Here is a 22,261-nt window from a genome sequence, read left to right as displayed (position 1 = left end):
GCGAGAGCTCGCGCGGTTCAAGAAAGACAAAGGTGCTGGCCAAAGGCGAGTGTGTTCTAATCCGACATGCCTGTCCGCCACATCCTCGCCATCGACCAGGGCACGACCAGCACCCGCGCCATCGTCTTCGACGACACCGGCCGCCCGGTCGCGTCGGCCCAGAAGGAACTGCCGCAGATCTTCCCCAAGCCCGGCTGGGTCGAGCACGATCCTGAAGAGATCTGGTCGGCCACGGTCGAGGTCTGCCGCGGTGCACTGGCCCAGGCGAAACTCGACGCGGCGAGCCTGGCCGGCATCGGCATCACCAACCAGCGCGAGACCACGGTCGTCTGGGACCGCGCCACCGGCAAGCCGATCCACAACGCCATCGTCTGGCAGGATCGCCGCACCGCCGACCGCTGCGCCGCGTTGAAGAAGGCGGGCCACGAAAAGCTCTTCACCGACCGCACCGGCCTGCTGCTCGATCCGTATTTCTCGGGCACCAAGATCGCGTGGATCCTCGACCATGTCGCGGGCGCCCGCGCCGCGGCGGAGAAAGGCGCGCTCGCAGCCGGCACCATCGAGTGCTTCCTGCTATGGCGCCTGACCGGCGGCAAGGTGCATGCGAGCGACGCCACCAATGCGAGCCGATCGCTGCTGCTCGACATCCGGAATGGGACTTGGGACGTCGAGCTGATGAAGCTTCTGGACGTGCCGGGATCCTTGCTGCCCAAGGTCGTCGACTGCTCGGGGGGGCTGGGCGTCGCCGATGCGAAGATCCTGGGCGCGCCGGTGCCCATTCTCGGCATGGCGGGCGACCAGCAGGCCGCGACCGTGGGCCAGGCCTGCATCAAGCCCGGCATGGTGAAGGCGACCTACGGCACGGGCTGCTTCGCGCTGCTCAACACCGGCAGCATCGCCGTGCATTCGCGCCATCGGCTGCTCACCACCATCGCCTATCAGATCGACGGACGGCGCACCTATGCGCTCGAAGGCAGCATCTTCATTGCCGGCGCGGCCGTGCAGTGGCTGCGCGACGGTCTGGCGCTGATCGAGAAGTCCGCCGACGTGGAGAAGGTCGCCGCCGGCGCCCGCGAAGGCCATGGCGTCTACATGGTGCCGGCCTTCGTCGGGCTTGGCGCGCCGCATTGGGATCCGGAAGCCCGCGGGGCGATCCTCGGTCTCACGCGCGATTCCGGCCCTGGCGAGATCGCCGCCGCCACTCTCGATTCGGTCTGCTACCAGACCCGCGACCTGCTGGAGGCGATGCGCGGCGACGGGGCGCAGATCGACGAACTCCGGGTCGACGGCGGCATGGTGGTGAACGATCCGCTGATGCAGCGGCTGGCCGATACGGTGGGCACTCCGGTGGAGCGGCCGGAAGTGACCGAGACGACGGCCCTGGGTGCGGCATTCCTCGCCGGTCTTGCGGCCGGCCTGTGGCCCTCGCTGGAGGCCCTGTCCAGGACCTGGGTGCTCGACCGGGCGTTCAGGCCGGCGGAGGACAGCGCCGCCCGCGACCGCCGCTATGCCGGCTGGAAGGACGCGGTTCGCCGGGTGCGCAGTTCCTGATTGCTGGTGAGGGGCGCGGCCATTAGGTTGCGCCCGCCATGAAAAGCCGCGCCAATCCCGTCTACTGCAGCATCGACACGACCGATCTTGCGCACGCCACCAAGCTGATCCAGAGCATCGCCGGAGGGCCGAAGCCGGCCGTCGGCGGCATCAAGCTGGGGTTGGAGTTCTTCCTCGCGCACGGCGCGCCCGGCGTGCGCTATGCCTTCCCGATGCCGGTCCGCGCGACCGGCGTGGGCTTCTTCCTCGATCTCAAGCTTCACGACATTCCCAACACCGTGGCGGGCGGCATCCGCGCCGTGGTCGAGCTCGCGCCGACCTTCATCACGATCCATGCGGGCGGCGGTCGCGAGATGATGAAGGCGGCGGTCGACGAGGCGGGCGCGCAGGCGGCCAAGCAGAACGTCGCGCGGCCGAGGCTGCTCGGCGTCACCGTGCTGACCTCGCTCGACCGGTCCGATCTCGAAGCCACCGGCGTCAATGCCGATCCGTCCGATCAGGTGGTCCGCCTGGCGGCGCTGGCGCAGGAAAGCGGCCTCGACGGCGTGATCTGTTCGCCGCTCGAGATCGAGGCGCTGCGCAAGCGCTGCGGCCCCGACTTCGTGCTGATGGTGCCGGGCATCCGCCCCGTCGGCAGCGCCGCCAACGACCAGAAGCGGGCGATGACGCCGCGCCAGGCGGTCGATCTCGGTGCCACCAACCTCGTCGTCGGCCGGCCGATCTACCAGGCGGCCGATCCACGCGCCGCCGCCGAAGCGATCGCGCGCGAGGCCGGCGTCAACGACCTGTGATGGTCGGCGCATGACCGTCGAAGCCAAGATCTGCGGACTGTCGACGCCCGAGACGGTCGATGCCGCAGTCGCGGCCGGCGCAGGCCTGGTGGGCTTCGTCACGTTTCCGCGCTCGCCGCGCCACGTCGAATCGCTCGATCTGCTGAAGGCTTTGGGCGCGCGCGTGCCGAGCTCCGTGATCCGCGTCGGACTGTTCGTCGATGCCGCCGATGCGCTGATCGATGCGCGCCTGGGGACGGGCGCGATCGACATGCTGCAGCTCCACGGCGCGGAGACGCCCGAGCGCGTCGCCGCCCTCAAGGCGCGGACGGGCAAGCCGGTAATGAAGGCCATCAAGGTCGCGGTGCCGGCCGACGTCGATCGTGGCATTGCGGCCTATGCGGGCGTCGCCGACCGCCTGATGTTCGACGCCGCCGACGGCACGCTGCCGGGCGGCAATGCGACGGCGTTCGACTGGACGATCCTCTCGGGGCGCACCGTGCCGGTACCATGGTTCCTCGCCGGCGGCCTCACGCCGGCCAATGTCGCCGAGGCCGTGCGCATGACCGGCGCACCTGCCGTCGACGTTTCCTCTGGTGTGGAATCGAGTCGCGGTGTGAAATCGATTGAACTGATCCGCGCTTTCGTCGGCGCAGTAAACACCTTGTAAGGAGCAGGCGGCATGAAGATCGAAGAACGGCTGAAGGAGCTCGGCATCGAACTGCCCGAGCCGACCACGCCGTTGGGCAGCTACGTCAATGCCGTCCGCACCGGCAACCTGATCTACATGGCGGGCAAGGGCCCGGGCCTGCCGGGCAAGCCGCTGCCGGTGGGCAAGGTCGGCCGCGATTTCTCGCTCGAACAGGCCAATCGCCTGGCGCGCGACACCGGCCTCAGCATCCTGGGCGCCCTCAAGGCCGAGCTGGGCGACCTCGACCGCGTGAAGCGGATCGTCAAGGTGCTGGGCATGGTCAACGCCACGTCGGAATACGGCAGCCATCCCGAGGTCATCAACGGCTGCTCGGATCTCTTCGTCGAGGTGTTCGGCGAGAAGGGCCGCCATGCCCGCTCCGCGGTCGGCATGGGCTCGCTGCCGCGCGGCATTCCGGTCGAGATCGAGGTGATCGTCGAGATCGAGGACGACGCCCCGCCGCCGCGGGTCGCCGCCGCGCGGCCGGCCGCAAAGCCCAAGGCTGCGCCGAAGCCGAAGGCCGCCCCCAAGGCAAAAGCCGCCAAGAAGAAGAAAATCTAGGGCTTTTGACCGACCCCAGCCGGGACTGCTAAGCCGGCCCGTCCCGATAGGAAAAGCAATGCCCAGCGCACCCAACAGTTTCCGTACCGGCCCCGACGAGCGGGGCCATTTCGGCATTTTCGGCGGCCGCTACGTCGCCGAGACGCTGATGCCGCTGATCCTCGATCTGGAGAAGGCCTACAACGCGGCCAAGGCCGATCCGACGTTTCAGAACGAACTCGATTATCTGCTGGAGCACTATGCCGGCCGCCCCAGCCCGCTTTATTACGCCAAGCGCCTGACCGAGAAGCTGGGCGGCGCCAAGATCTACTTCAAGCGCGACGAGCTCAATCACACGGGCAGTCACAAGATCAACAACGTGCTGGGTCAGGTCCTGCTGGCCAAGCGCATGGGCAAGACGCGGGTCATCGCCGAGACGGGCGCCGGCCAGCATGGCGTCGCCACCGCGACCGCCTGCGCGCTGTTCGATATTCCCTGCGTGGTCTTCATGGGCGCCGTCGATGTCGCCCGCCAGGCGCCGAACGTCGTGCGCATGAACATGCTGGGGGCGGAGGTGCGCGCCGTGACCGCGGGGTCGGCCACCCTCAAGGACGCCATGAACGAGGCGCTGCGCGACTGGGTCGCCACCTGCGAGAACACATTCTACTGCATCGGCACGGTGGCGGGGCCGCATCCCTATCCGGCGATGGTGCGCGATTTCCAGTGCGTCATCGGCAACGAGACCCGCGTGCAGATGATGAAGGCCGAGGGTCGCCTGCCCGACACGCTGGTGGCGTGCATCGGCGGCGGCTCGAACGCCATGGGCCTGTTCCATCCGTTCCTCGACGACAAGGGGGTACGCCTCGTCGGCGTCGAGGCGGGCGGCAAGGGCGTGGAGACCGGCGAACATGCCGCGTCGCTCACGGGTGGCCGCCCGGGCGTGCTGCACGGAAACCGGACCTATCTTCTGCAGGACGCGGAAGGCCAGATCACCGAGGCGCATTCGATCTCCGCCGGCCTCGACTATCCGGGCATCGGGCCGGAGCATTCCTGGCTGAAGGAAGCGGGTCGCATCGAATACGTGTCGGCCACCGACGACGAGGCGCTCGCGGCCTTCCAGATGCTGTGCAAGCTGGAGGGCATCATTCCCGCGCTCGAACCGGCCCATGCGCTGGGGCACGTGATCAAGCTCGCGCCCACCCTGCCGAAGGACAATCTGCTGGTGATGAACCTGTGCGGACGCGGCGACAAGGATGTGTTTGCCGTTGCCGAACGCCTCGGGATGAAGATCTGACCATGAGCCGCATTGCCAAGCGCTTCGCCCGTCTCAAGGCCGACAAGCGGGCCGGTCTCGTCACCTATGTCACCGCCGGCGATCCCAACCTCGACGTCAGCTACCAGATCCTGAAGGGCCTGCCCGCGGCCGGCGCCGATCTCATCGAGCTCGGCATGCCCTTCACCGACCCGATGGCCGACGGCCCGTCGATCCAGCTCGCGGGCCAGCGCGCCCTGAAGGCCGGCATCACCGTCGATGCGACGTTCGACATGGTGCGCCGCTTCCGCAAGGAAACCGGCGACAACGACACGCCGATCCTGCTGATGGGCTACTACAATCTGGTCTACCAGCGCGGCCCCGAGCGCTTCTGCAAGGATGCCGCCGCCGCCGGTGTCGACGGTTTCATCCTGGTCGACCTGCCGCCGGAAGAGGCCGACGAACTCAAGCCCCATGCGGTCGCGGCCGGCATCGACACGGTGCTGTTGACCGCCCCGACGACCGACGACGCGCGCCTGCCGGCGGTGCTGAAGTATTCGTCCGGGTTCGTCTACTTCGTCTCGGTGCTCGGCATCACCGGCACCAGTTCGGCGACGGAAGAAGCCGTGCGCACCCATGTCGAGCGGATCAAGCGTCATACCGATTTGCCGATCGGGGTGGGCTTCGGCATCCGCACCCCGGATCAGGCCGCGGCCATCGCGCGTCACGCCGATGCTGCCGTCGTGGGCTCGGCCATCGTCGAGCGCGTGAAGGCGGGCCTCGACGACGGCGGCAAGGCCAAGCCCGATCTCGTCCCGGGCGTGTTCGCCTACATCAAGGCGCTGGCCGACGGTGTCAGGGGCGTGCGGAAGGCTTAAGTTTTCCCGGCAAGCCAGCTTTTGGCCTCATCCTGAGGAGTGCCCACAGGCGCGTCTCGAAGGATGGGTTACAGGCGCAGTGCGCGTGTCGATGCTTCGAGACGGCTGCTTTGCAGCCTCCTCGGCATGAGTTTCTCTCTTAATCTTCGAAGTTCAGGTCCGCCACGTAGGGATTGGTCTTGCGTTCCCAGCCGAAGGTCGAGGTCTGGCCGTGGCCGGGGACGAAGGTGATGTCGTCGCCGAACGGCCAGAGGCGGTGGCGGATCGAATCGAGGAGCTGCTCGTGGTTGCCGCGCGGGAAATCGGTGCGGCCGATCGAGCCCCGGAACAACACGTCGCCGACGAACGCGACCTTGGCCGGCCTGTTCACGAACACGACGTGCCCGGGCGTATGGCCGGGGCAGTGCACCACGTCGAAGGTGACGTTGCCGAGGTCGACCGTCTCGCCGTGGGTCAGCCAGCGGTCGGGCACGAACGGCTTGTAGACCGGGAAATTGTACTTCCTGCCCGATTCCGGCAGGCCCTCGATCAGGAACAGGTCGTCCTCGTGCGGCCCCTCGATCTTCACGCCGTAATGCTCGGCCATGGTGCCGGCGGCCGAGGCGTGATCGACGTGGCCGTGCGTCAGCAGGACTTTTGTCACCTTGATGCCCTGCTGGTCGATCGCCTGTTTCAGCATGTCGAAGTCGCCGCCGGGATCGACGGCGGTGCCCTCCATGGTCTCGTCGCACCAGACGATGGAGCAATTCTGCTGGAACGGGGTGACGGGGGCGATCATGACCTTGAGCATGCATCCGATCTAATGCCTCCCGCGGGCGGTTGGAAGGGCGTATGGTGGCGGCTCGTCCCGCATCGATGGCAATGAACGTGCGTCTTCTGCTGTGCATCCTGGGCCTTGTCGCCCTGTCGCTGACCTCCGCGCGAGCCCAGATCGCCTCCGTCGCCTCGCCGACCGGCCCGGTTCCCGCGGGTCCCTATGTCGTGGTCGACGTGGCGACCGGCGAGGCCCTGCTGGACCGCAATGCCGGCGCGCCGTGGTATCCGGCCTCGCTCACCAAGATCATGACGATCTACATCGTCTTCGAGGAACTGAAGGCCGGCCGCCTGCAGCTCGCCTCGACGCTTCCCTTCTCGGAGAATGCGCGCAAGAAGCCGGCCTCGCATCTCGGCCTCGCGCCCGGCCAGGCCATCACGGTGGAGCAGGGGATCCAGGCGCTGGTCGCCCGCTCCGCCAACGACGTCGCCACCGCCTTCGGCGAGCAGATCTCGGGCTCGGAGCCGGCCTTCGCCCAGCGCATGACCGATACGGCAAAGCGTCTCGGCATGACGGCCACGATCTTCCGCAACGCCAACGGCTGGCCCGACCCGGAGCAGGTGACGACGGCGCGCGACATGGCCATCCTGGCGCTCGCGATCATCAAGGACTTTCCCGAGTATTACGGTTATTTCCGCACCAAGGAGTTCATGCTGGGCAAGCAGCGGATCGGGCCGGGCGTGAAGTTCCTCGACCTCTATTCGCCCTATGCGGACGGGCTGAAGACCGGCTTCATCTGCGCCTCGGGCTTCAACATCGTGGGTAGCGCGGTGCGCGACGGGCGGCGGCTGGTCGCCGTCGCCTTCGGCTTCCGCCGCTCCGACCTGCGCGACGAGGCCCTGGTCCGCCTGTTCGACGAGGCCTATGCGCTGAAGACCGGCGGGAGCCGCCAGAAGATCTGGCAGACCAAGAATTCGGGAGGCGCACCGACGACGGTGTTTCCCTATGCCGAGTGCAATCCCATGCGCTACGACTATCCCGGCGATGCCGTCTGGCTCGGGACCTTCGGCGACTGGCGCAGCGCCAAGAGCGCGTTCGACGCCGGACAGGCGAGACTCATGGCGATGGGCGTCGCTCACGCCGGGAAGGAATGGATCCTGCCGGTCGCGTCGAACCAGGTGACGAAACAGGCCGCCATCATTGCGGACCTGCAGCCGGAAGCCGCGCAGAAGCTGTGCGCCGAGTACCAGGCCCGGAAATCCTTCTGCGTCGTGAAGAAATCCTCGGAGATCGCCGCGCCGTTCAGCGGGTTCTGGCGCTGACCTTGGCCCGCCCCCTCATTCGTGCGATACCGCGCTCATGAACTGGCTGACCAATTTCGTCCGCCCCAAGCTGCGCGCGCTGGTCGCCCGCAAGGAGACGCCGGACAATCTCTGGGTTAAGTGCCCGAAGTGCGAACAGATGCTGTTCACGCGCGACTGGGAAGCCAACCAGGAGGTCTGCAACCACTGCGGCCATCACATGCGGCTGCGGCCGCTGAAGCGGCTGCCGCACCTGTTCGACGAGGGAAAGTACGAGCTTCATCCGCTGCCGCGCGTGAACGCCGACCCGCTCAAGTTCCGCGACACCAAGCGCTATGACGCGCGCCTCAAGGAGGCCCAGGCCAAGGCCGAGGGCACGACCGATGCGCTGGTCGTGGCGAGCGGCCTCATGGGCAGCCGCCTCTCGATCGTGGCGCTGCTCGACTTCGGCTTCATGGGCGGCTCGATGGGTACGGCCGTGGGCGAGGGGCTGGTCATGGCCGCCGACCTCGCGGTCGCGCGCAAGGCGCCGCTGATCGTCTTCTCGGCTTCCGGCGGCGCGCGCATGCAGGAAGGCATCCTGTCGCTGATGCAGCTCACGCGCACGACCATCGCGGTGCGCAAGGTCAAGGAAGCGGGCCTGCCCTACATCGTGGTGCTGACCGATCCGACGACCGGCGGTGTCTCGGCCTCGTTCGCCATGCTGGGCGACGTCCACATCGCCGAACCCGACGCGATCATCGGCTTCGCCGGCCCGCGCGTCATCCAGGACACGATCCGCCAGGAACTGCCGCCCGGTTTCCAGCGCTCGGAGTATCTGCTGGAGCACGGCATGGTCGATGCGGTCGTGCATCGCCACAAGCTGCGCGAGACGCTGATCCGCATGGTCTCGCTGTTCATGGATCCGCTCGTCGTCGACAACCGCCCGCTCGCGGTCACGTCTTCGCGCTGACGGGATCGCCGCCGTGACCGCGAACGACCCGATCGTTCAGCGTCTGATGAGCCATCATCCGAGGGTCATCACCCTCGGGCTTGAGCGCATCGAGAGGCTGCTGAAGCGGCTGGGATCCCCGGAGAAGAAGCTGCCGCCGCTGGTCCACGTCGCCGGCACCAACGGCAAGGGCTCGCTGGTCGCCCATCTGCGCGCCATGGCCGAGGCGGCGGGCTACCGCGTCCACGTCTACACCTCGCCCCATCTCGTGCGCTTCAACGAGCGCATCCGCATCGCCGGCCGACTGATCGACGATCACGAGCTCGACGAGATGCTGACCGAGTGCGAGGAGGCCAACGGCGACACGCCGATCTCCTTCTTCGACATCACCACGGCGCTGGCCTATCTCGCTTTCTCGCGCGTGCCGGCCGACCTTGGCATCATCGAGGTCGGCATGGGCGGCCGCTTCGACAGCACCAACGTGATCGAACCGGCTCTCTCGGCCATCACGCCGGTCGGCTACGACCACACCGGATTCCTGGGCGACAAGCTCGAGGGCATCGCCTGGGAGAAGGCGGGTATCCTGAAGCGCGCGACCCCCGCGGTGATCGGCCGCCAGCGCGACGTCAGTGCCCAGGTCATCGAGACCGAGGCGGCCAAGCTCGCGGCGCCACTGTTCCGCATGGGGCGCGAGTGGCAGGTGACGCCACATGCCTCGGGCTTCCGCTACGAAAGCGACCTGTTGACCCTCGATCTGCCCGCGCCGGCGCTGATCGGCGCGCACCAGATCGACAATGCCGCCACCGCGGTGGCCTGCATCGAGCGGCTGCGGGCCGCGCGCTTCGACATCGACGAGGGCGCGATCCGCAAGGGGCTCGCCTCGGTGGAATGGCCGGCACGGCTGCAGCGTCTCACGCGAGGGCCGCTGCCGGATTCGCTGCCGCCCGGCTGCGAACTCTGGCTCGACGGCGGCCACAACGAGGATTGCGGCATCGTGCTCGGCCGGATGGCGGCGGAATGGGCGAAGGAGCCGGCCCCGCTGCCGCTCTATCTCGTCTTCGCCATGCAGACGACCAAGGATGCCTCGGGCTTCCTGCGGCCGCTGGCGCGCTACGCCACCGCGGCGCGCGCGATCCCGTTCCCGGAAGGTCATGCCGCCTATACGCCGCAGGAAGCCTGCGCCAAGGCTGCTGACGTCGGCCTCGACTGCATCCCCGCAAACGACATCGGCGCGGCACTGGAAGACCTGTTGGCCACCCAGCCCGCGCCGATGCGCATTCTCATCTGCGGCTCGCTCTACGTTGCGGGCGAGGTCCTTGCCCGCAACGGGTGAGCCGCCCGCTTCAGGTCAGACGACGGTGTTGATCCAGCTCACCAGCTTCTGCTTCGGCTCGGCGCCGATCTTGGTGGCGGCAACCTGGCCGTTCTTGAACAGCAGCAGGGTCGGGATCGAGCGCACGCCGTAGCGCGTCGGCGCCATCGGGTTCTCGTCGATATTGATCTTCACGACCTTGAGCTTGCCGTCCATCTCCTTGGAGATGTCCTCGAGCGAGGGGCCGATCATGCGGCAGGGGCCGCACCACTCCGCCCAGAAGTCGACGAGGACGGGCGTGTCGGACTTCAGGACTTCCTGCTCGAAGGAAGCATCGGTTGCTTTAACGGTCATCGTGGGTTCTCCCAAATACACTACTGGCCGGTCGATGGACCGGCGCCGCCCTTGGCCCAGAAGCTAGGAACGCACGCCCCCGGAGTCAAGGTGGGCCGGCATAAGGCATTGATTTATCGAGTGTTTCCGCAGAAATCTCCATCAGGCGCGGGGCCGCTGTCCAGAGCAGGAAAGCCCTGACGATGCGGCCGGGATAGATCTGCTGCAGCAGCGCCCGGTAGAGCGCGAGCTGGCGGCGATAGGCGAGCGCCACGCCTGCGGCGGATTCGGGCGGCGGGCGGTTGGTCTTGTAGTCGACGATCAGGACCTCGCGGTCGGAAACGGCCAGCCGGTCGACCTGTCCGCTGACCGTGAAGGTGCCCCGCGGCGTTTTCACGGTGCCGATCAGCGGCACTTCCGCGCGCGATCCGGCTGCGAACAGGGCGGCATGAGCCGGCGCCTCGGTGACGGACAGCGCCTCCGCGGCCCAGCTCTCCACATCCTCCGCCGCGAGCGCATGGGCGGGCTGGGCGAGAAAGCGGCGGGCGGCATCGGCGCGCTCGCCGGGCGGCAGGCCGGGAAGATGGCGCAGCAGGTCGTGCAGCAGCAGACCCCGCTTCCAACGTCTGGGGTCGTCGGCGATCAGTGGACTGTAGGCCCGCGGTTCGGCGGCGGCCTCGTCGGGCAGCGGCTGCGACGGCGCGAGCGGCGTCGGCGGATCGGGCTCGCCCGGAGCGGGCTCGCTCCACCAGTCGGGCAACGGCGCCTCCTCGTCGATCGGCAGCTCGGGCTGCTCGCTCTCGACGATGTGTCCTTCATTCACCAGCTCGTAGCCAGCGCCCGACCAGCCTGCGGCGCCGAGCGTGGGGGCGAAGTCGAAGTCACGCGGCACGGCGCGGACACGGTGCGGTGCGTCGGCGGGCAGCTCGGCCTCGGCGCTCGCGCGCAGGCCGGCCTCGATGCGTTCGTACCAGCAGCCGCGATCGGGTTTGCGCGTGCCCGTCCATCCCCCGACATAGAGCCTGTCCTCGGCACGGGTCATGGCGACGTAGAGGAGTCGGTTCTGTTCCTCCAGCGCCCGGTCATGCACCTCGCGTCGCCAGGTGCGCGCCGCGTCGTTGGCGTCGTCGGTGCGCGGCAGCCAGAGGCGGGACTCGTCGCGATCGTCGGCCAGCAGCCGCTCGCGGTTCTGCGGCACGCGCGTGGTGTCGGGCAGATAGACGATCGGCGCCTGCAGGCCCTTGGAAGCGTGGACGGTCAGGATGCGCAGCTCGCGGCGCCGGTTCTGGTCGAGGTCGCGCTTGATCTCGCCGCCGCCGGTCTCGAACCAGCGCAGGAAGCCCTGCAGCGAACCGCCCTCGATCCCCTGATACTGCAGCGCGCGCGCCAGCAACTCGTCGATCGGGTCGGACGCTTCGCGGCCCAGCCGTTCCAGCAGGCGGCGCCGGCCGCCTTCCGGTCCCAGCACGCGGGCGAAGAAGTCGAACGGCGTTTCGTAGTCGGCGCGGCGCAGCCAGTCGGAGAGGGTCGCATGGGCGGCAGCGAACGCGGCCTCGCTGCGGCGCTCGCGCAGGGCGCGCCAGAGGTGACCGGGTCTGTTCCAGGCGAGCGTGAAGAGTTGCTCCTCCCGCAGGCCGATCAGCGGCGACTTCAGGAGCGCCGCGAGGTTGAGGTCGTCCTGCGGCAACAGGACGAATCGCGCCATGGCCAGCAGGTCCTGGATGGCCAGTTCCTGGCCGAGGTTGAGCCGGTCGACGCCTGCGACCTCGACACCTTCGCGCTTCAGCGCGCGTACCAGTGCGTTCACGAACTCGTTGCGTCGCCGCACCAGAACCATGAAGTGACCAGCATGCAGCGTCTCGCCGTCGCGCGCCCGGCGCTCCGTGCCGATCAGCCCCTTGGCGTGCGCGGCAATGAGCTGGGCCAGCCGCTCGTGCGGCAGGGCGAGGCCTCCACCGCTGCCGGCGGCTTCGATGTCCTTCGTATCGACATCATCCTCGCCGCCGGCGACCAGCGGCCACAGTTCCACGCGGCCGGGCTCGTTCTTGCGGCTGGGCAGGTGGACGACATGGCCGGGCTCGGCGACGCCCTTGGCGGCCTCGATCTCCCCGAACACCCAGTCGACCGCATCGAGCACGGCCGGCGTCGAGCGGAACGAGACGTTGAGCTCGACCGGGACGAACATGCGATCGGCGACGCGACTGCGATCGTCGAACCATGTGCGCATCTCCTTCAGCTTGCGCGGATCGGCGCGCTGGAAGCCGAAGATCGACTGCTTGGTGTCGCCGACCGCGAAGATCGTGCGGCTGCGCCCGACGGCCGCACCATCGCCCACGAAGAACTCCGCGGTGAGGCTGCGGATCACTTCCCACTGGTCGGGGTTGGTGTCCTGCGCCTCGTCGACCAGAACATGGTCGATGCCGCCGTCGAGCTTGAACAGCACCCAGGCCGCATTCTCCGCGCTTTCCAGCAGGCGGCGCGTGGCGACGATCAGGTCGTCGTAGTCGAGCACGGCGCGGCGGCGCTTGGCGTTGGTGTAGCGCTCGCTGACATCGAGGCCGAGCCGCAATAGCGCCAGCGTGTGTTCGACCAGCGTGGCGCCGTTGATGCGGTCGAGCGTGCGGGACAGCCGCTCGGCCTCGCCGCGCAGCACGTCCTCGATCCCGGGCATCGCCTGGATGGCAGCCTTGGTGGCGAGCCGTGCCAGGATCTCGCCCTTGGCGGTGAAGAAAGCCTGCGCGTAGGCGGGCAGCATCGCCGCACGGTCGGATGCGGCCAGCCATTCGGCGATCGTGGCGCTGCGGATCTTGTCCTGCTTGCCGCCGCTCGCCAGCGCGCGGGCGGCCTCGCGCAACGCCGCGGCGTCAAAGGCCGAGTCGACGCAGGCGCTTTTCGTCAGCTCCGCGGCCGTATCGTCCGGACGGCAGCCCATTGCCTTGGCGATGCGGGCGCGGACACGGTCCAGGCCGGCCTCGTCGCCGATGCGCGCCAGCAGCCACGCGCGCTCGCTCAGGAGGCGCGTCATCAGCTCGGCATACTCGGCGATCGAGACCTTGCCCGCGACGGTGGCGAGTGCGGCAGCTAGTTCCGGCGGCGCATCGCTGCGGGCCAGCGCCTCCATCTGTTCGTCCTGCACGCGACGCAGGATGGTCTGTGCCTCGGCCTCGTCGAGGATCTCGAAGCCCGGCGCCACGCCGGCTTCCAGCGGGAAGCGCTTCAGCAGCGCCTGGCAGAATGCGTGGATGGTCAGGATGTTGATGCCGCCCGGGGCGTCGAGCACGCGCGCGAACAGGCGGCGCGCGATCACGCGCTCCTTCGCGGTGGGCGCGCGGTCGATCAGCCGGGCGACACCTGAATCGAGCGTCGCCTCTTCGGCCAGCGCCCAGCGGCCGAGCTGGTGGGCGAGGCGGTTACGCATCTCCGCCGCCGCGGCCTTGGTGAAGGTGAGGCAGAGGATGCGCTCGGGCTTGACCTCGTTCAGCAGCAGCCGCGTGACGCGATCGGTCAGGACCTTCGTCTTGCCGGTACCGGCATTGGCCTCGACCCAGGCCGAATGATCGGGTGTGGTGGCGCTGCGCTGCGCGTCGGTCGCCAGAGCGAGGGCATCGAGCAGGTCGCTCATTCGTCACCGCCGCCCGCGGTTGACCATTCGGCGACGCGCTCGAGATGGGCATAGTCGTTGAAATGCGGGCCGTAGGCCGGCCAGGGCAGTGCGGGATAGGGCGTGTCCGGATGGGCGAAATGGTTCGCCATCTTTTCGACCAGCACCATCATCTCGGCCACGAGCGTGTCGCTATCCTTGATCGGGCTCACCTTGCCGCCGTCACCGAGACCGTTGGCCTGCCAGTAGGAGAGACGCACCGTCTCCGCCCTGCCGTCGATCTTCTCGAAGCCGCCGCGTTCGGCCATCGCCGCTTCGAGCAGGAGTTGCGGCGCAAAGAGCGCGTCGAGTTCGTCCTTGGTGGGGACCCGGCCGGTCTTGTAGTCGATGATCTCCCAGGCGCCGTGCTCCAGCTCGTCGACGCGGTCGGCGCGGGCCTCGATGCGCAGTGGGCGACTCGCGGGCCCGACCGTCATCGCGGCCTTGCTCTCGCTGTCGAGCAGCCTCGCGCCGGTGGCGCGCCGCTTGTTCTCCTCGGCGACGAACCAGTGAGCGAGGCGCCGGAAGCGTGGCCACCAGAAGGCTCTTTCGGCGGGCGCGGTCAGCAGATCGGCCAGATGCTTCTCGCCCAGCGCCTCGAATTCCCGCACCGCGTCGGGCGGCAGGATCCCGGACGGATGGGCTTTCAGGAACGCGTCGAGGGCGTCGTGCAGGGCGTTGCCGCGATCGGCGGCGCCCAATTCCTCTTCCAGCGATTTCAGCGCCTCGAGGCGAAGGATGCGGCGTGCGTAGAGACCGTAGGGATCGCGCCGCCACTGTTCGACGCTGGAGACCGAGAGACGTATGGGCCGCGCCTCTACCGGTGGGCGTGGCTCCGGCCGCAGCCAGGGTTCGTAGTTGTCGGGCCGGTCGATCCGCTCGGCCCAGGCCACGAAGCTGCGGCGGCCGCGCTGGATGTATTCCGGCACCGGCGCAGAGCCGCCGGGTTCGTAGCCGAACAGGGCGTCGAGACGGGCCAGCCAGCGCGACGGCACGGTCGGCGCGCCGCCCACCCGCTCGGCGCGCGTCAGCAGGACGCGTTCGGCGCCGAGGGCTGCGATGAAATCGTGGGCGGAGAGACCGATGCGCCGCTCGGGTTGCTGCAGCCCGAGATCCTTGCGCATGGGCCGGTTGATCCATGGGCCGGTCTCGACGGCCGGCGGCCACGTCCCTTCGTTCAGGCCGCCCAGCACCAGCAGGTCGGCGCGCTGCAGTCGCGCTTCGAGCGGACCCCAGATCGAGAGACGGGGATGGCGGCCGAACGACGGACGGATCGTCTCGGGCTCCAGCATGGCGGCGAACAGGCCGGGCCATTCGCCCGCGGCGATCGCCGGCTGGCCCGTCCAGGCCGTACGCAGGCGGCCCAGCGCGTCGGCCAGCGCGGAACCGGCTTCGCCCGCCCACAGCGTCTCCGGCGGCGCGATGTTCTCCGCCGCGGCGACGGTCGCATCGAGCAGCGCGTCGGGTGCGGACTCGCCCTGCATCCGGGCGACGAGGGCGGCGGTCGCCTCGTCGAGGCGATCGATCAGCGTCCGGACCGTCGTGCGATCGTCCGCATCGCCGAACGTCGCCTGCTCGACCAGGGCGCGGATCGAGGCCAGGCCGGGAGCCGGCTTCAGGCCGCGCAGGCATTTGCGGTCGAGGCGCCGCGTCGCGTCGAGCACGGCGGCGCGCTCGCCGCCCAGGGTGCACAGCGGATGCTTGAGCAGCGCCAGCAGCTCGACCGGTGCGAAGCCCGAATCGACCGCCGCGATCAAGGCGTGCAGCAGGCCGGCGGGCGGCGTGTCGGCGAGCGATGCGCCGGCCGAATCGTCGATGTCGATGTTCCAGCGCTTCAGCTCGGCGGTGACGCGCCGCGCCAGTTCGCGGTCGGGCGTGACGAGCGCGGCGGTGCGCGTCGGCGTGTCGAGCACGCTGCGCAGCGCCAGCGCCACGACCAGGGCTTCCTGATGCGGCGTCGCGCAATCGGCGCGCGTCACATGTTCGAGCGAGGCGGCGTCGGGCTTGATCCAGGCTTCGCTGGTCTCGGCGGGCCGCATCAACTCGGTGAGGAGGAGATGACGCGCCGGGCCGCTGGCGATGCCGGGCCACTCTTCGACGTCGGCGCGCGCGCGGCCGAGCGCAAGCAACAACTCGCGCAGGCCGTATTGCGGATGCGACGGTTCGAGCGCGTCCCAGCTCGCCTCGTCCATGTCGCGGTCGAGGCCCGGCAGGACGACGGCACCCTGCGGCAGCTCGGCGATCGCCGCGAGGAGATCGCGCGTGGCGGGTTGCGAGCCGGTCGAGCCCGCGGCGATCACCGGCGTTGCCGGAGGATTCGCGCGCCAGCGAGCGGCCTGGTTGCGGATCGCGCGTGTGCGTCGCTCGATCGCATCGATCCGTCCGCGCTCGGCCAGGACCTGCGGCCAGGTCTCGCCGACGATGGCCAGGAACCGCAGGGTGCGCTGCCAGTGGGTCGCGAAGTTGCCCTCGACGAGTCCCTCGAGCTGGGCGAAGGACACGCCTTCGATGGCGAGTTCGTCGAGCAGGCGGCCCAACTCGCGCGCGAGCTTCAGGGCCTGCGCTGACGATTGTGCGATGGGATGTCCCTGGCCGTCCTTGAAGCGCGCGACGAACTGCGCGAGCAGCGCCTCGCGCTCGGCGGTCTCGATGGCGGGCGGCAGCGTGAGTGCATCGCCGTCGCCGGATGCGATCTCCCATTCTCCGTCGTCGACGTCGCCCAGCGGCGCCATGCGCGGCAGGATCGTAGGCGTGCCGCCGGCGGCGCGCAGGAAGGCTTCGCGCAGGGCGCGGACCGAGCGCCGGGTCGGCAGCAGGATCAGCACGTCGGCCAGCGCCAGCGGATCGTCCGCGTGTTCGGCGAGCACCACCCGCGCCAGCTCGTCGACGAACCGGCGTTCCGTGCCGATGGTGAAGAGTCCCTTCATCCCAGCACGCGTTCAGCCTCGGCCAGCGCGGCCGGCGTGCCGACATGGAACCAGTCGCCGTCATGCACGAGTCCGTAGAGGCGGCCCGCCTGTTCCGAGCGGCTCCACAGCTTCAGGAGCGAAAAGGGACCCTCGGGCGAGCCGTTGAAAAGACGCGAATCGCAGACCGAGATGGACGCGAACAGGTAGGGCGCGGTCTCGGCCGTGCCACGATGACGGGCGCGACCGTCGGGTTCGAGATAGTAGTCGCCACGATCCTTCTCCTCGCGGCCGATGGTCTTCGCCAGCGGATGCAGCAGCAGCAGCGCATCCATGCGGTTGGGATCCCACATCGCGGCAAGGCGCCCCAGCATCGAGTCCGGCCCGTCGCGCCACAGACCGTCGCCGTTCAGCACGAAGAACGGCGCGTTGCCGAGCAGGGGCAGCGCATTGCGGACGCTGCCGCCGGTCTCCAGCAGCCGGTCCTCGCGAACGATGCGGGCGCGGTTGCCGATCCGCTCGGCGATCTGGTTGCCGAGGTGATGCACGTTGACGACGACGTTCTGCACGCCGCTGCGTTGCAGCCGGTCCATCGTGCGCTCCAGCATCGAGCGGCCGGCGACGGGAATGAGCGGCTTGGGAATCGAATCAGTCAGCGGCCGCATGCGTTCGCCACGGCCGGCCGCCAGGATCATGGCGCTGCGGATCACGACGTGGCTCCGATGCGGCGCAGTTCCGGCGGCAGGAGCCGGTCGACCCAGGCGCGCAGCGGCGAAAGCGCCTCATGCTGCAGCGACCGTTCGAACATGCGCCAGACTCGCGGCAGGTATTGCAGGTAGTCGGGCTTGCCGTCGCGCCGCAGCAGGCGGACGAAAACGCCGATGATGCGGGCATGGCGTTGCGCGGCCATCAACGCGAAGCCGGTGCGAAAGCCCGCGGCGTCGGCGATGCCGGCTTCCCCGATGTAACGGTCGAGGCAGGCGGCCTGAACGGCGGGCGCCACGTCGCGGCGCGCATCCTCGATCAGGGACACGAGATCGTAGGAGGGGTGGCCGCGCTGGGCATCCTGGAAGTCGAGCAGGCCGCACGCCCGGACGCCCGGCCGCGCCGGCAGCCACAGGAGATTGTCCTTGTGATAGTCGCGCAGCAGCAGCGTCTCGGTCATGGGAGGAAGAGCCGCCAGGCATTGATGCCAGGCCGCGGTGTAGCATTCGATCTCTTCCGGTGGCGTGGGCTTGCCGGTCGCTTCCGGCAGGTACCATTCGGGCAGCAGCAGCGCGGCCTCGATCAGCGCGTCGCCGGTATAGGCGCCGAGGCCCGGCAGCAGGCTGCGCTCGCCGGCGCGATAGAGCGTGACCAGCACGTCGGTGGCGCGGCTGTAGAGTTCGCCCTCGTCGCCCCCGGCCTTCAGCACCTGGGCGTAGGTGTCGTCGCCGAAATCCTCCAGCAGCAGGAAACCATGCTCGACATCCTCGGCGATGATCTCGGGCGCGCTGAGGCCGAGCCCGATCAGGTGGCGGCCGATCTGAACGAAGGGCCGCACGTCTTCCTGCGGCGGCGGCGCGTCCATCACGACCGCCGAGCCGCGCGGCCGGCTCAGCCGGAAATACTTCCGGAACGAGGCGTCGCCCGCCAGCAGCCGCTCGCCGGCATCGCCCCAGCCGGCGCGGCTCACGAATTCGGCGCGCAGATGGTCGCGTTCAGACTTCGCCAAAACGGGAATCTCCTTCGAGGGTCGCGAGGCGGCCGTCGCCCTCGACCGACAGGTTGATGGTGAGCCGCTCGCGCGGCAGCAGCGGGCCCAGCCGCTCGGCCCATTCGACCAGCGCCACGCCGTCGATCCGGGCCTCTTCCCAGCCCAGTTCGAAGACCTGTTCCGGCTCTTCCAGCCGATAGAGGTCGAAATGCCAGAAGCTGCCGCGTGGCGTCTCGTAGACCTCGACCAGGGTGAAGGTCGGGCTGGGGACGATCAGCGCCGGCTCGCCCGCGGCGGCCCGCAGGATGGCGCGGGCCAGCGTCGTCTTGCCGGCGCCCAGGCCGCCCTCCAGCGCCACGACGTCGCGCGGCCGCAGGCGGGAGGCCAGGCGCGCGCCCAGCCGCTCCGTCGCGGCTTCGTCGGGAAGGGGCAAAGAAAAAGTCGGCATCTTTCGATGCCGACTTCTTAGCATGGGCTCCGGGTCGGCCGCTGTGGGCCGTTACGGATCGCCTAGTAGCGGTAGAGATCGCCCTTGAACGGGCCAGCCTCGGGCACGCCGATGTACTTGGCCTGGTCGGGGCGCAGCTTGGTCAGCTTGGCGCCGACCTTCTCGAGGTGGAGCGCCGCGACCTTCTCGTCGAGGAACTTCGGCAGCGTGTAGACCTGCTTCTCGTACTTGCCCGGGTTGGTCCAGAGTTCGATCTGGGCCAGCGTCTGGTTGGAGAACGAAGCCGACATCACGAAGCTGGGGTGGCCCGTGGCGTTGCCCAGGTTTACCAGGCGGCCTTCGGACAGCACGATGATGCGCTTGCCGTCGGGGAACTCGACCTCGTCGACCTGCGGCTTCACGTTGTGCCACTTGAAGTTACGCAAGCTGGCGATCTGGATCTCGCTGTCGAAGTGGCCGATGTTGCAGATGATGGCGCGATGCTTCATCGCCTTCATGTGCTCGAGCGTCAGCACGTCGACGTTGCCGGTGGCGGTGACGAAGATGTCGGCCTTTGGGGCCGCGTCTTCCATCGTCACGACCTCGTAGCCTTCCATCGCCGCCTGCAGGGCGCAGATCGGATCGACCTCGGACACCATCACGCGGCAGCCGGCCTGGCGCAGCGAGGCGGCCGAGCCCTTGCCCACATCGCCGAAGCCCGCGACCATCGCCACCTTGCCCGACATCATGACGTCGGTGCCGCGGCGGATGCCGTCGACCAGCGATTCACGGCAGCCGTAGAGGTTGTCGAACTTCGACTTGGTCACCGAGTCGTTGACGTTGATGGCCGGCCACAGGAGCTTGCCTTCCTTCGCCATGTTGTAGAGGCGATGGACGCCCGTGGTCGTCTCCTCGGTGACGCCGCGGATCGAGGCGCCGAGCTTGGCGTACCAGCCGGGCTTTTTCTTGTTGGTCTTGAGGATCGACTTGTAGAGGACTTCCTCTTCCTCGTTGGTCGGGTTGGCGACCAGCGACGGATCCTTCTCCGCGCGGGCGCCGAGATGGACCAGCAGGGTGGCGTCGCCGCCGTCGTCGAGGATCATGTTCGGCTCGCCGCCGTCATGCCACTCGAAGATCTTGTGGGTGTAGTCCCAGTATTCCTCGAGGCTCTCGCCCTTGATGGCGAAAACCGGCGTGCCGGCCTTGGCGATCGCGGCGGCGGCATGGTCCTGCGTCGAGTAGATGTTGCACGAGGCCCAGCGCACGTCCGCGCCCAGCGCCTTCAGCGTCTCGATCAGCACGCCCGTCTGGATGGTCATGTGCAGCGAACCGGCGATGCGCGCGCCCTTGAGCGGCTTCTTCGTGCCGTATTCCTTGCGGATCGACATCAGGCCCGGCATTTCGGTCTCGGCCATGTCGAGTTCCTTGCGGCCCCAGTCGGCGAGTCCGATGTCCTTGACGATGTAGTCGGCCATGTGGCGCTCCTTGAAGTGTGCCCGTTTCGGCAGGCGACGAATTGCGAAAGCGGGCGTGTTCTATCAGCGGCGGGAAGCGGCCTCAACGCGCCGGATCAACATATAAGCAATAATTTATGTCGGTATGCGCAGGCCTTTATGCAGGCCTCGCCATCTCTCAATCCTCGCCGAACTTTCCTTCGACGAGCGACGAAATGGCGGCCATCGCCTCCGCGGCCTGGCGGCCCGAGCAGGCCACCTCGACGGTGCTGCCGATCCCGGCGGCGAGCATCATCAGGCCCATGATCGAAAGGCCCGAGACTTCCTGACCCTTGAAGGACACCCGCACGACGGCGTCGAACTGACCCGCGGTGCGCACGAACTTGGCGGCCGCCCGGGCATGCAGGCCCCGCTTGTTGGCGATCGCGAGGCTGCGCTTCAGCGCGCCGATGCTGGCCTCGGCACTGGATCCGGGCAGGGTGTCGCTCACGACGCTTCCTTCGCCAGGATCCGCGAGGCCACCGTGATGTATTTCCGGCCGGCTTCCTGCGCCATGCGAACGGCCTCGGCGATCGGCCGCGTGCGGACGCTGGCGAGTTTGACCAGCATCGGCAGGTTGACGCCGGCGAGTACCTCGACGCGCGCCTGCTCCATGATGGAAATCGCGAGATTGGAGGGCGTTCCCCCGAACATGTCCGTCAGCACGATGACGCCTTCGCCTGTCTCGCAGGCCCGAACCCTTTCCAGGATTTCGGCGCGTCGCTTCTCCATGTCGTCGTCGGCGCCGATGCAGACCGTCGACAGGCACTGCTGCACCCCGACGACATGTTCCAGCGCGGCCTTGAACTCCTGCGCCAGATTGCCGTGAGTCACGAGTACGATACCGATCATATTTTTCTCTACCCTGCGCCCCCGGCCTCCCCGGCCGCCCCGACGTCCCGGTGCGAGAGAGTGACGGACCGGCCTGCGCTTCGCAACCAGTCTGCAAGCTCCTCGGCCAGCGCCACCGAGCGATGTCGCCCTCCGGTGCAGCCGATCGCGATGGTCAGATAGCTCTTGCCCTCCGCATCGAACCTCGGCAGCAGCGGCCCGATCAGGCTCTGCAGGTTTTCCACAAACGGACGGTAGTCGGGATCGGTTGCGATGAATGCCGCCACGGATGGATCGCAGCCGGTCAACGGCTTCAGCACAGGGTCGTAGTGTGGATTCTTGAGGAAGCGGGCGTCGAACACCAGGTCGGCCTCGCGCGGCAGGCCGCGACGAAAGGAAAACGACATCACGGAAATCCGGGTGCCGATGCTGCGTCCGCGGCCGAAATAGCCGCTCAGCATCTGCTTCAGACGGTGGGGCGAGAGCGACGACGTGTCGATGGTGAGATCCGCCGCATCGCGCATCCAGCCGATCTGACGGCGCTCCTCGGTGATGCCGTCGATCACCGGGCGGTCGGGTGCCATCGGGTGAGGCCGGCGCGATTCCGTGTAGCGCCGCTGCAGCGTTTCGGTATCGGCTTCGAGGAACAGCAGCCGCACGGCGAGGCCGGGATGCTCGCGAAGTTCGGCGATCTGGTCGACCAGAGCCCGTGCGTTGAAACCGAAGGTGCGGGTGTCGATGCCGAGGGCCAGGGGCGGGGCTGCTTCACCGGGCGCACCGCCGGTCGAGCGCATCAGGTCGTTGAGCAGCACCAGCGGCACGTTGTCGACGGCGACATAGCCCAGATCGTCCAGCACGTTCAGCGCGGTGCCGCGGCCGGCGCCCGACAGGCCGGTGACCACGACGAACGGCCGACGGTGATCTTGCGTTGTGGCAGGGTCGGGTAGGGCGGGGC

General features: G+C 68.5%; 20 protein-coding genes. 9 read left to right on the top strand and 11 right to left on the bottom strand.

Going from position 1 to position 22,261, the window contains the following annotated elements:
• Positions 1-66: 66 nt before the first annotated feature.
• Genes glpK through trpA form a run of 6 tightly spaced genes read left to right on the top strand, consistent with a single transcriptional unit; the run spans position 67 to position 5,682 of the window.
• Entirely contained in the window at positions 67-1,551 is a 1,485-nt protein-coding gene (glpK, locus tag LJ725_RS11770) for a glycerol kinase GlpK (RefSeq protein ID WP_230550843.1), read from the top strand.
• A 38-nt stretch (positions 1,552-1,589) separates the two neighbouring features.
• Positions 1,590-2,342: an orotidine-5'-phosphate decarboxylase gene (gene pyrF, locus LJ725_RS11765; RefSeq protein WP_230550842.1), complete on the top strand. Its 753-nt coding sequence runs from the start codon at positions 1,590-1,592 to the stop codon at positions 2,340-2,342.
• A gap of 10 nt (positions 2,343-2,352) precedes the next feature.
• Complete coding sequence (locus tag LJ725_RS11760) at positions 2,353-2,991, top strand: phosphoribosylanthranilate isomerase (protein WP_230550841.1); 639 nt, start codon at positions 2,353-2,355, stop codon at positions 2,989-2,991.
• 12 nt (positions 2,992-3,003) lie between these two features.
• Positions 3,004-3,573: a RidA family protein gene (locus LJ725_RS11755; RefSeq protein WP_329958359.1), complete on the top strand. Its 570-nt coding sequence runs from the start codon at positions 3,004-3,006 to the stop codon at positions 3,571-3,573.
• A 58-nt stretch (positions 3,574-3,631) separates the two neighbouring features.
• The gene (gene trpB, locus LJ725_RS11750; RefSeq protein ID WP_230550840.1) at positions 3,632-4,846 is read left to right on the top strand and encodes a tryptophan synthase subunit beta; all 1,215 of its coding nucleotides are present in this window, start codon (positions 3,632-3,634) and stop codon (positions 4,844-4,846) included.
• 2 nt (positions 4,847-4,848) lie between these two features.
• Positions 4,849-5,682, top strand: a complete 834-nt coding sequence (gene trpA / locus LJ725_RS11745; protein WP_230550839.1) for a tryptophan synthase subunit alpha — start codon at positions 4,849-4,851, stop codon at positions 5,680-5,682.
• A gap of 139 nt (positions 5,683-5,821) precedes the next feature.
• On the opposite strand, the gene LJ725_RS11740 is transcribed toward trpA, so the two are convergent.
• On the bottom strand, positions 5,822-6,472 hold the full coding sequence (locus LJ725_RS11740; RefSeq protein WP_230550838.1) for an MBL fold metallo-hydrolase: 651 nt from the start codon (positions 6,470-6,472) through the stop codon (positions 5,822-5,824).
• A 71-nt stretch (positions 6,473-6,543) separates the two neighbouring features.
• On the opposite strand from LJ725_RS11740, the gene LJ725_RS11735 reads away from it, so the two are divergent.
• From LJ725_RS11735 to LJ725_RS11725, 3 genes are read left to right on the top strand one after another with little or no spacing between them, the layout of a single operon-like run.
• Positions 6,544-7,758, top strand: a complete 1,215-nt coding sequence (locus LJ725_RS11735; RefSeq protein WP_230550837.1) for a D-alanyl-D-alanine carboxypeptidase family protein — start codon at positions 6,544-6,546, stop codon at positions 7,756-7,758.
• A 37-nt stretch (positions 7,759-7,795) separates the two neighbouring features.
• Positions 7,796-8,689 carry an acetyl-CoA carboxylase, carboxyltransferase subunit beta gene (gene accD, locus LJ725_RS11730; protein WP_230550836.1) on the top strand — a complete coding sequence of 298 codons (894 nt, stop codon included), beginning with the start codon at positions 7,796-7,798 and terminating at the stop codon, positions 8,687-8,689.
• A 13-nt stretch (positions 8,690-8,702) separates the two neighbouring features.
• Positions 8,703-10,001: a bifunctional folylpolyglutamate synthase/dihydrofolate synthase gene (locus LJ725_RS11725; protein ID WP_230550835.1), complete on the top strand. Its 1,299-nt coding sequence runs from the start codon at positions 8,703-8,705 to the stop codon at positions 9,999-10,001.
• 15 nt (positions 10,002-10,016) lie between these two features.
• Here the strand turns inward: LJ725_RS11725 and trxA are convergent, their stop codons facing one another.
• The 10 genes from trxA to rapZ form a co-directional block, all read right to left on the bottom strand.
• The gene (gene trxA / locus LJ725_RS11720; RefSeq protein ID WP_230550834.1) at positions 10,017-10,334 is read right to left on the bottom strand and encodes a thioredoxin; all 318 of its coding nucleotides are present in this window, start codon (positions 10,332-10,334) and stop codon (positions 10,017-10,019) included.
• 85 nt (positions 10,335-10,419) lie between these two features.
• Complete coding sequence (addA, locus tag LJ725_RS11715) at positions 10,420-13,935, bottom strand: double-strand break repair helicase AddA (protein ID WP_230550833.1); 3,516 nt, start codon at positions 13,933-13,935, stop codon at positions 10,420-10,422.
• Positions 13,932-16,880, bottom strand: coding sequence for a double-strand break repair protein AddB (gene addB / locus LJ725_RS11710; protein WP_230550832.1), 2,949 nt, complete (start codon positions 16,878-16,880; stop codon positions 13,932-13,934). Before addB ends, addA begins: the two co-directional genes overlap by 4 nt.
• The gene (locus LJ725_RS11705) at positions 16,877-17,569 is read right to left on the bottom strand and encodes a nucleotidyltransferase family protein (RefSeq protein WP_230550831.1); all 693 of its coding nucleotides are present in this window, start codon (positions 17,567-17,569) and stop codon (positions 16,877-16,879) included. Before LJ725_RS11705 ends, addB begins: the two co-directional genes overlap by 4 nt.
• Entirely contained in the window at positions 17,566-18,573 is a 1,008-nt protein-coding gene (locus LJ725_RS11700) for an aminoglycoside phosphotransferase family protein (protein WP_230550830.1), read from the bottom strand. The genes LJ725_RS11705 and LJ725_RS11700 overlap by 4 nt, the downstream gene beginning before the upstream one ends.
• Positions 18,560-19,003, bottom strand: a complete 444-nt coding sequence (tsaE, locus tag LJ725_RS11695; protein ID WP_230550829.1) for a tRNA (adenosine(37)-N6)-threonylcarbamoyltransferase complex ATPase subunit type 1 TsaE — start codon at positions 19,001-19,003, stop codon at positions 18,560-18,562. Before tsaE ends, LJ725_RS11700 begins: the two co-directional genes overlap by 14 nt.
• A 62-nt stretch (positions 19,004-19,065) precedes the next feature.
• On the bottom strand, positions 19,066-20,457 hold the full coding sequence (gene ahcY, locus LJ725_RS11690) for an adenosylhomocysteinase (protein WP_230550828.1): 1,392 nt from the start codon (positions 20,455-20,457) through the stop codon (positions 19,066-19,068).
• 157 nt (positions 20,458-20,614) lie between these two features.
• Complete coding sequence (locus tag LJ725_RS11685; RefSeq protein WP_230550827.1) at positions 20,615-20,926, bottom strand: HPr family phosphocarrier protein; 312 nt, start codon at positions 20,924-20,926, stop codon at positions 20,615-20,617.
• Positions 20,923-21,327: a PTS sugar transporter subunit IIA gene (locus LJ725_RS11680; protein ID WP_068189501.1), complete on the bottom strand. Its 405-nt coding sequence runs from the start codon at positions 21,325-21,327 to the stop codon at positions 20,923-20,925. Before LJ725_RS11680 ends, LJ725_RS11685 begins: the two co-directional genes overlap by 4 nt.
• Before the next feature lie 8 nt (positions 21,328-21,335).
• Complete coding sequence (gene rapZ / locus LJ725_RS11675; protein ID WP_230550826.1) at positions 21,336-22,208, bottom strand: RNase adapter RapZ; 873 nt, start codon at positions 22,206-22,208, stop codon at positions 21,336-21,338.
• Positions 22,209-22,261 lie beyond the last annotated feature (53 nt).

The sequence above is a fragment of the Reyranella aquatilis genome (assembly GCF_020880995.1).
Taxonomy (GTDB): domain Bacteria; phylum Pseudomonadota; class Alphaproteobacteria; order Reyranellales; family Reyranellaceae; genus Reyranella; species Reyranella aquatilis.
Note: the sequence above shows the minus strand (reverse complement) of the source record. Positions and strands in the feature narration are given on the sequence as shown.

Excerpts from the sequence above, each read along its gene's own strand:
- glpK (WP_230550843.1), top strand. The coding sequence starts at position 67 with ATGCCTGTCCGCCACATCCTCGCCATCGACCAGGGCACGACCAGCACC.
- trpA (WP_230550839.1), top strand. The coding sequence starts at position 4,849 with ATGAGCCGCATTGCCAAGCGCTTCGCCCGTCTCAAGGCCGACAAGCGG.
- tsaE (WP_230550829.1), bottom strand. The coding sequence starts at position 19,003 with ATGCCGACTTTTTCTTTGCCCCTTCCCGACGAAGCCGCGACGGAGCGG.
- accD (WP_230550836.1), top strand. The coding sequence starts at position 7,796 with ATGAACTGGCTGACCAATTTCGTCCGCCCCAAGCTGCGCGCGCTGGTC.
- trpB (WP_230550840.1), top strand. The coding sequence starts at position 3,632 with ATGCCCAGCGCACCCAACAGTTTCCGTACCGGCCCCGACGAGCGGGGC.
- LJ725_RS11740 (WP_230550838.1), bottom strand. The coding sequence starts at position 6,472 with ATGCTCAAGGTCATGATCGCCCCCGTCACCCCGTTCCAGCAGAATTGC.
- trxA (WP_230550834.1), bottom strand. The coding sequence starts at position 10,334 with ATGACCGTTAAAGCAACCGATGCTTCCTTCGAGCAGGAAGTCCTGAAG.
- ahcY (WP_230550828.1), bottom strand. The coding sequence starts at position 20,457 with ATGGCCGACTACATCGTCAAGGACATCGGACTCGCCGACTGGGGCCGC.
- LJ725_RS11755 (WP_329958359.1), top strand. The coding sequence starts at position 3,004 with ATGAAGATCGAAGAACGGCTGAAGGAGCTCGGCATCGAACTGCCCGAG.
- addB (WP_230550832.1), bottom strand. The coding sequence starts at position 16,880 with ATGAAGGGACTCTTCACCATCGGCACGGAACGCCGGTTCGTCGACGAG.
- LJ725_RS11735 (WP_230550837.1), top strand. The coding sequence starts at position 6,544 with ATGAACGTGCGTCTTCTGCTGTGCATCCTGGGCCTTGTCGCCCTGTCG.
- LJ725_RS11680 (WP_068189501.1), bottom strand. The coding sequence starts at position 21,327 with ATGATCGGTATCGTACTCGTGACTCACGGCAATCTGGCGCAGGAGTTC.
- addA (WP_230550833.1), bottom strand. The coding sequence starts at position 13,935 with ATGAGCGACCTGCTCGATGCCCTCGCTCTGGCGACCGACGCGCAGCGC.
- LJ725_RS11760 (WP_230550841.1), top strand. The coding sequence starts at position 2,353 with ATGACCGTCGAAGCCAAGATCTGCGGACTGTCGACGCCCGAGACGGTC.
- pyrF (WP_230550842.1), top strand. The coding sequence starts at position 1,590 with ATGAAAAGCCGCGCCAATCCCGTCTACTGCAGCATCGACACGACCGAT.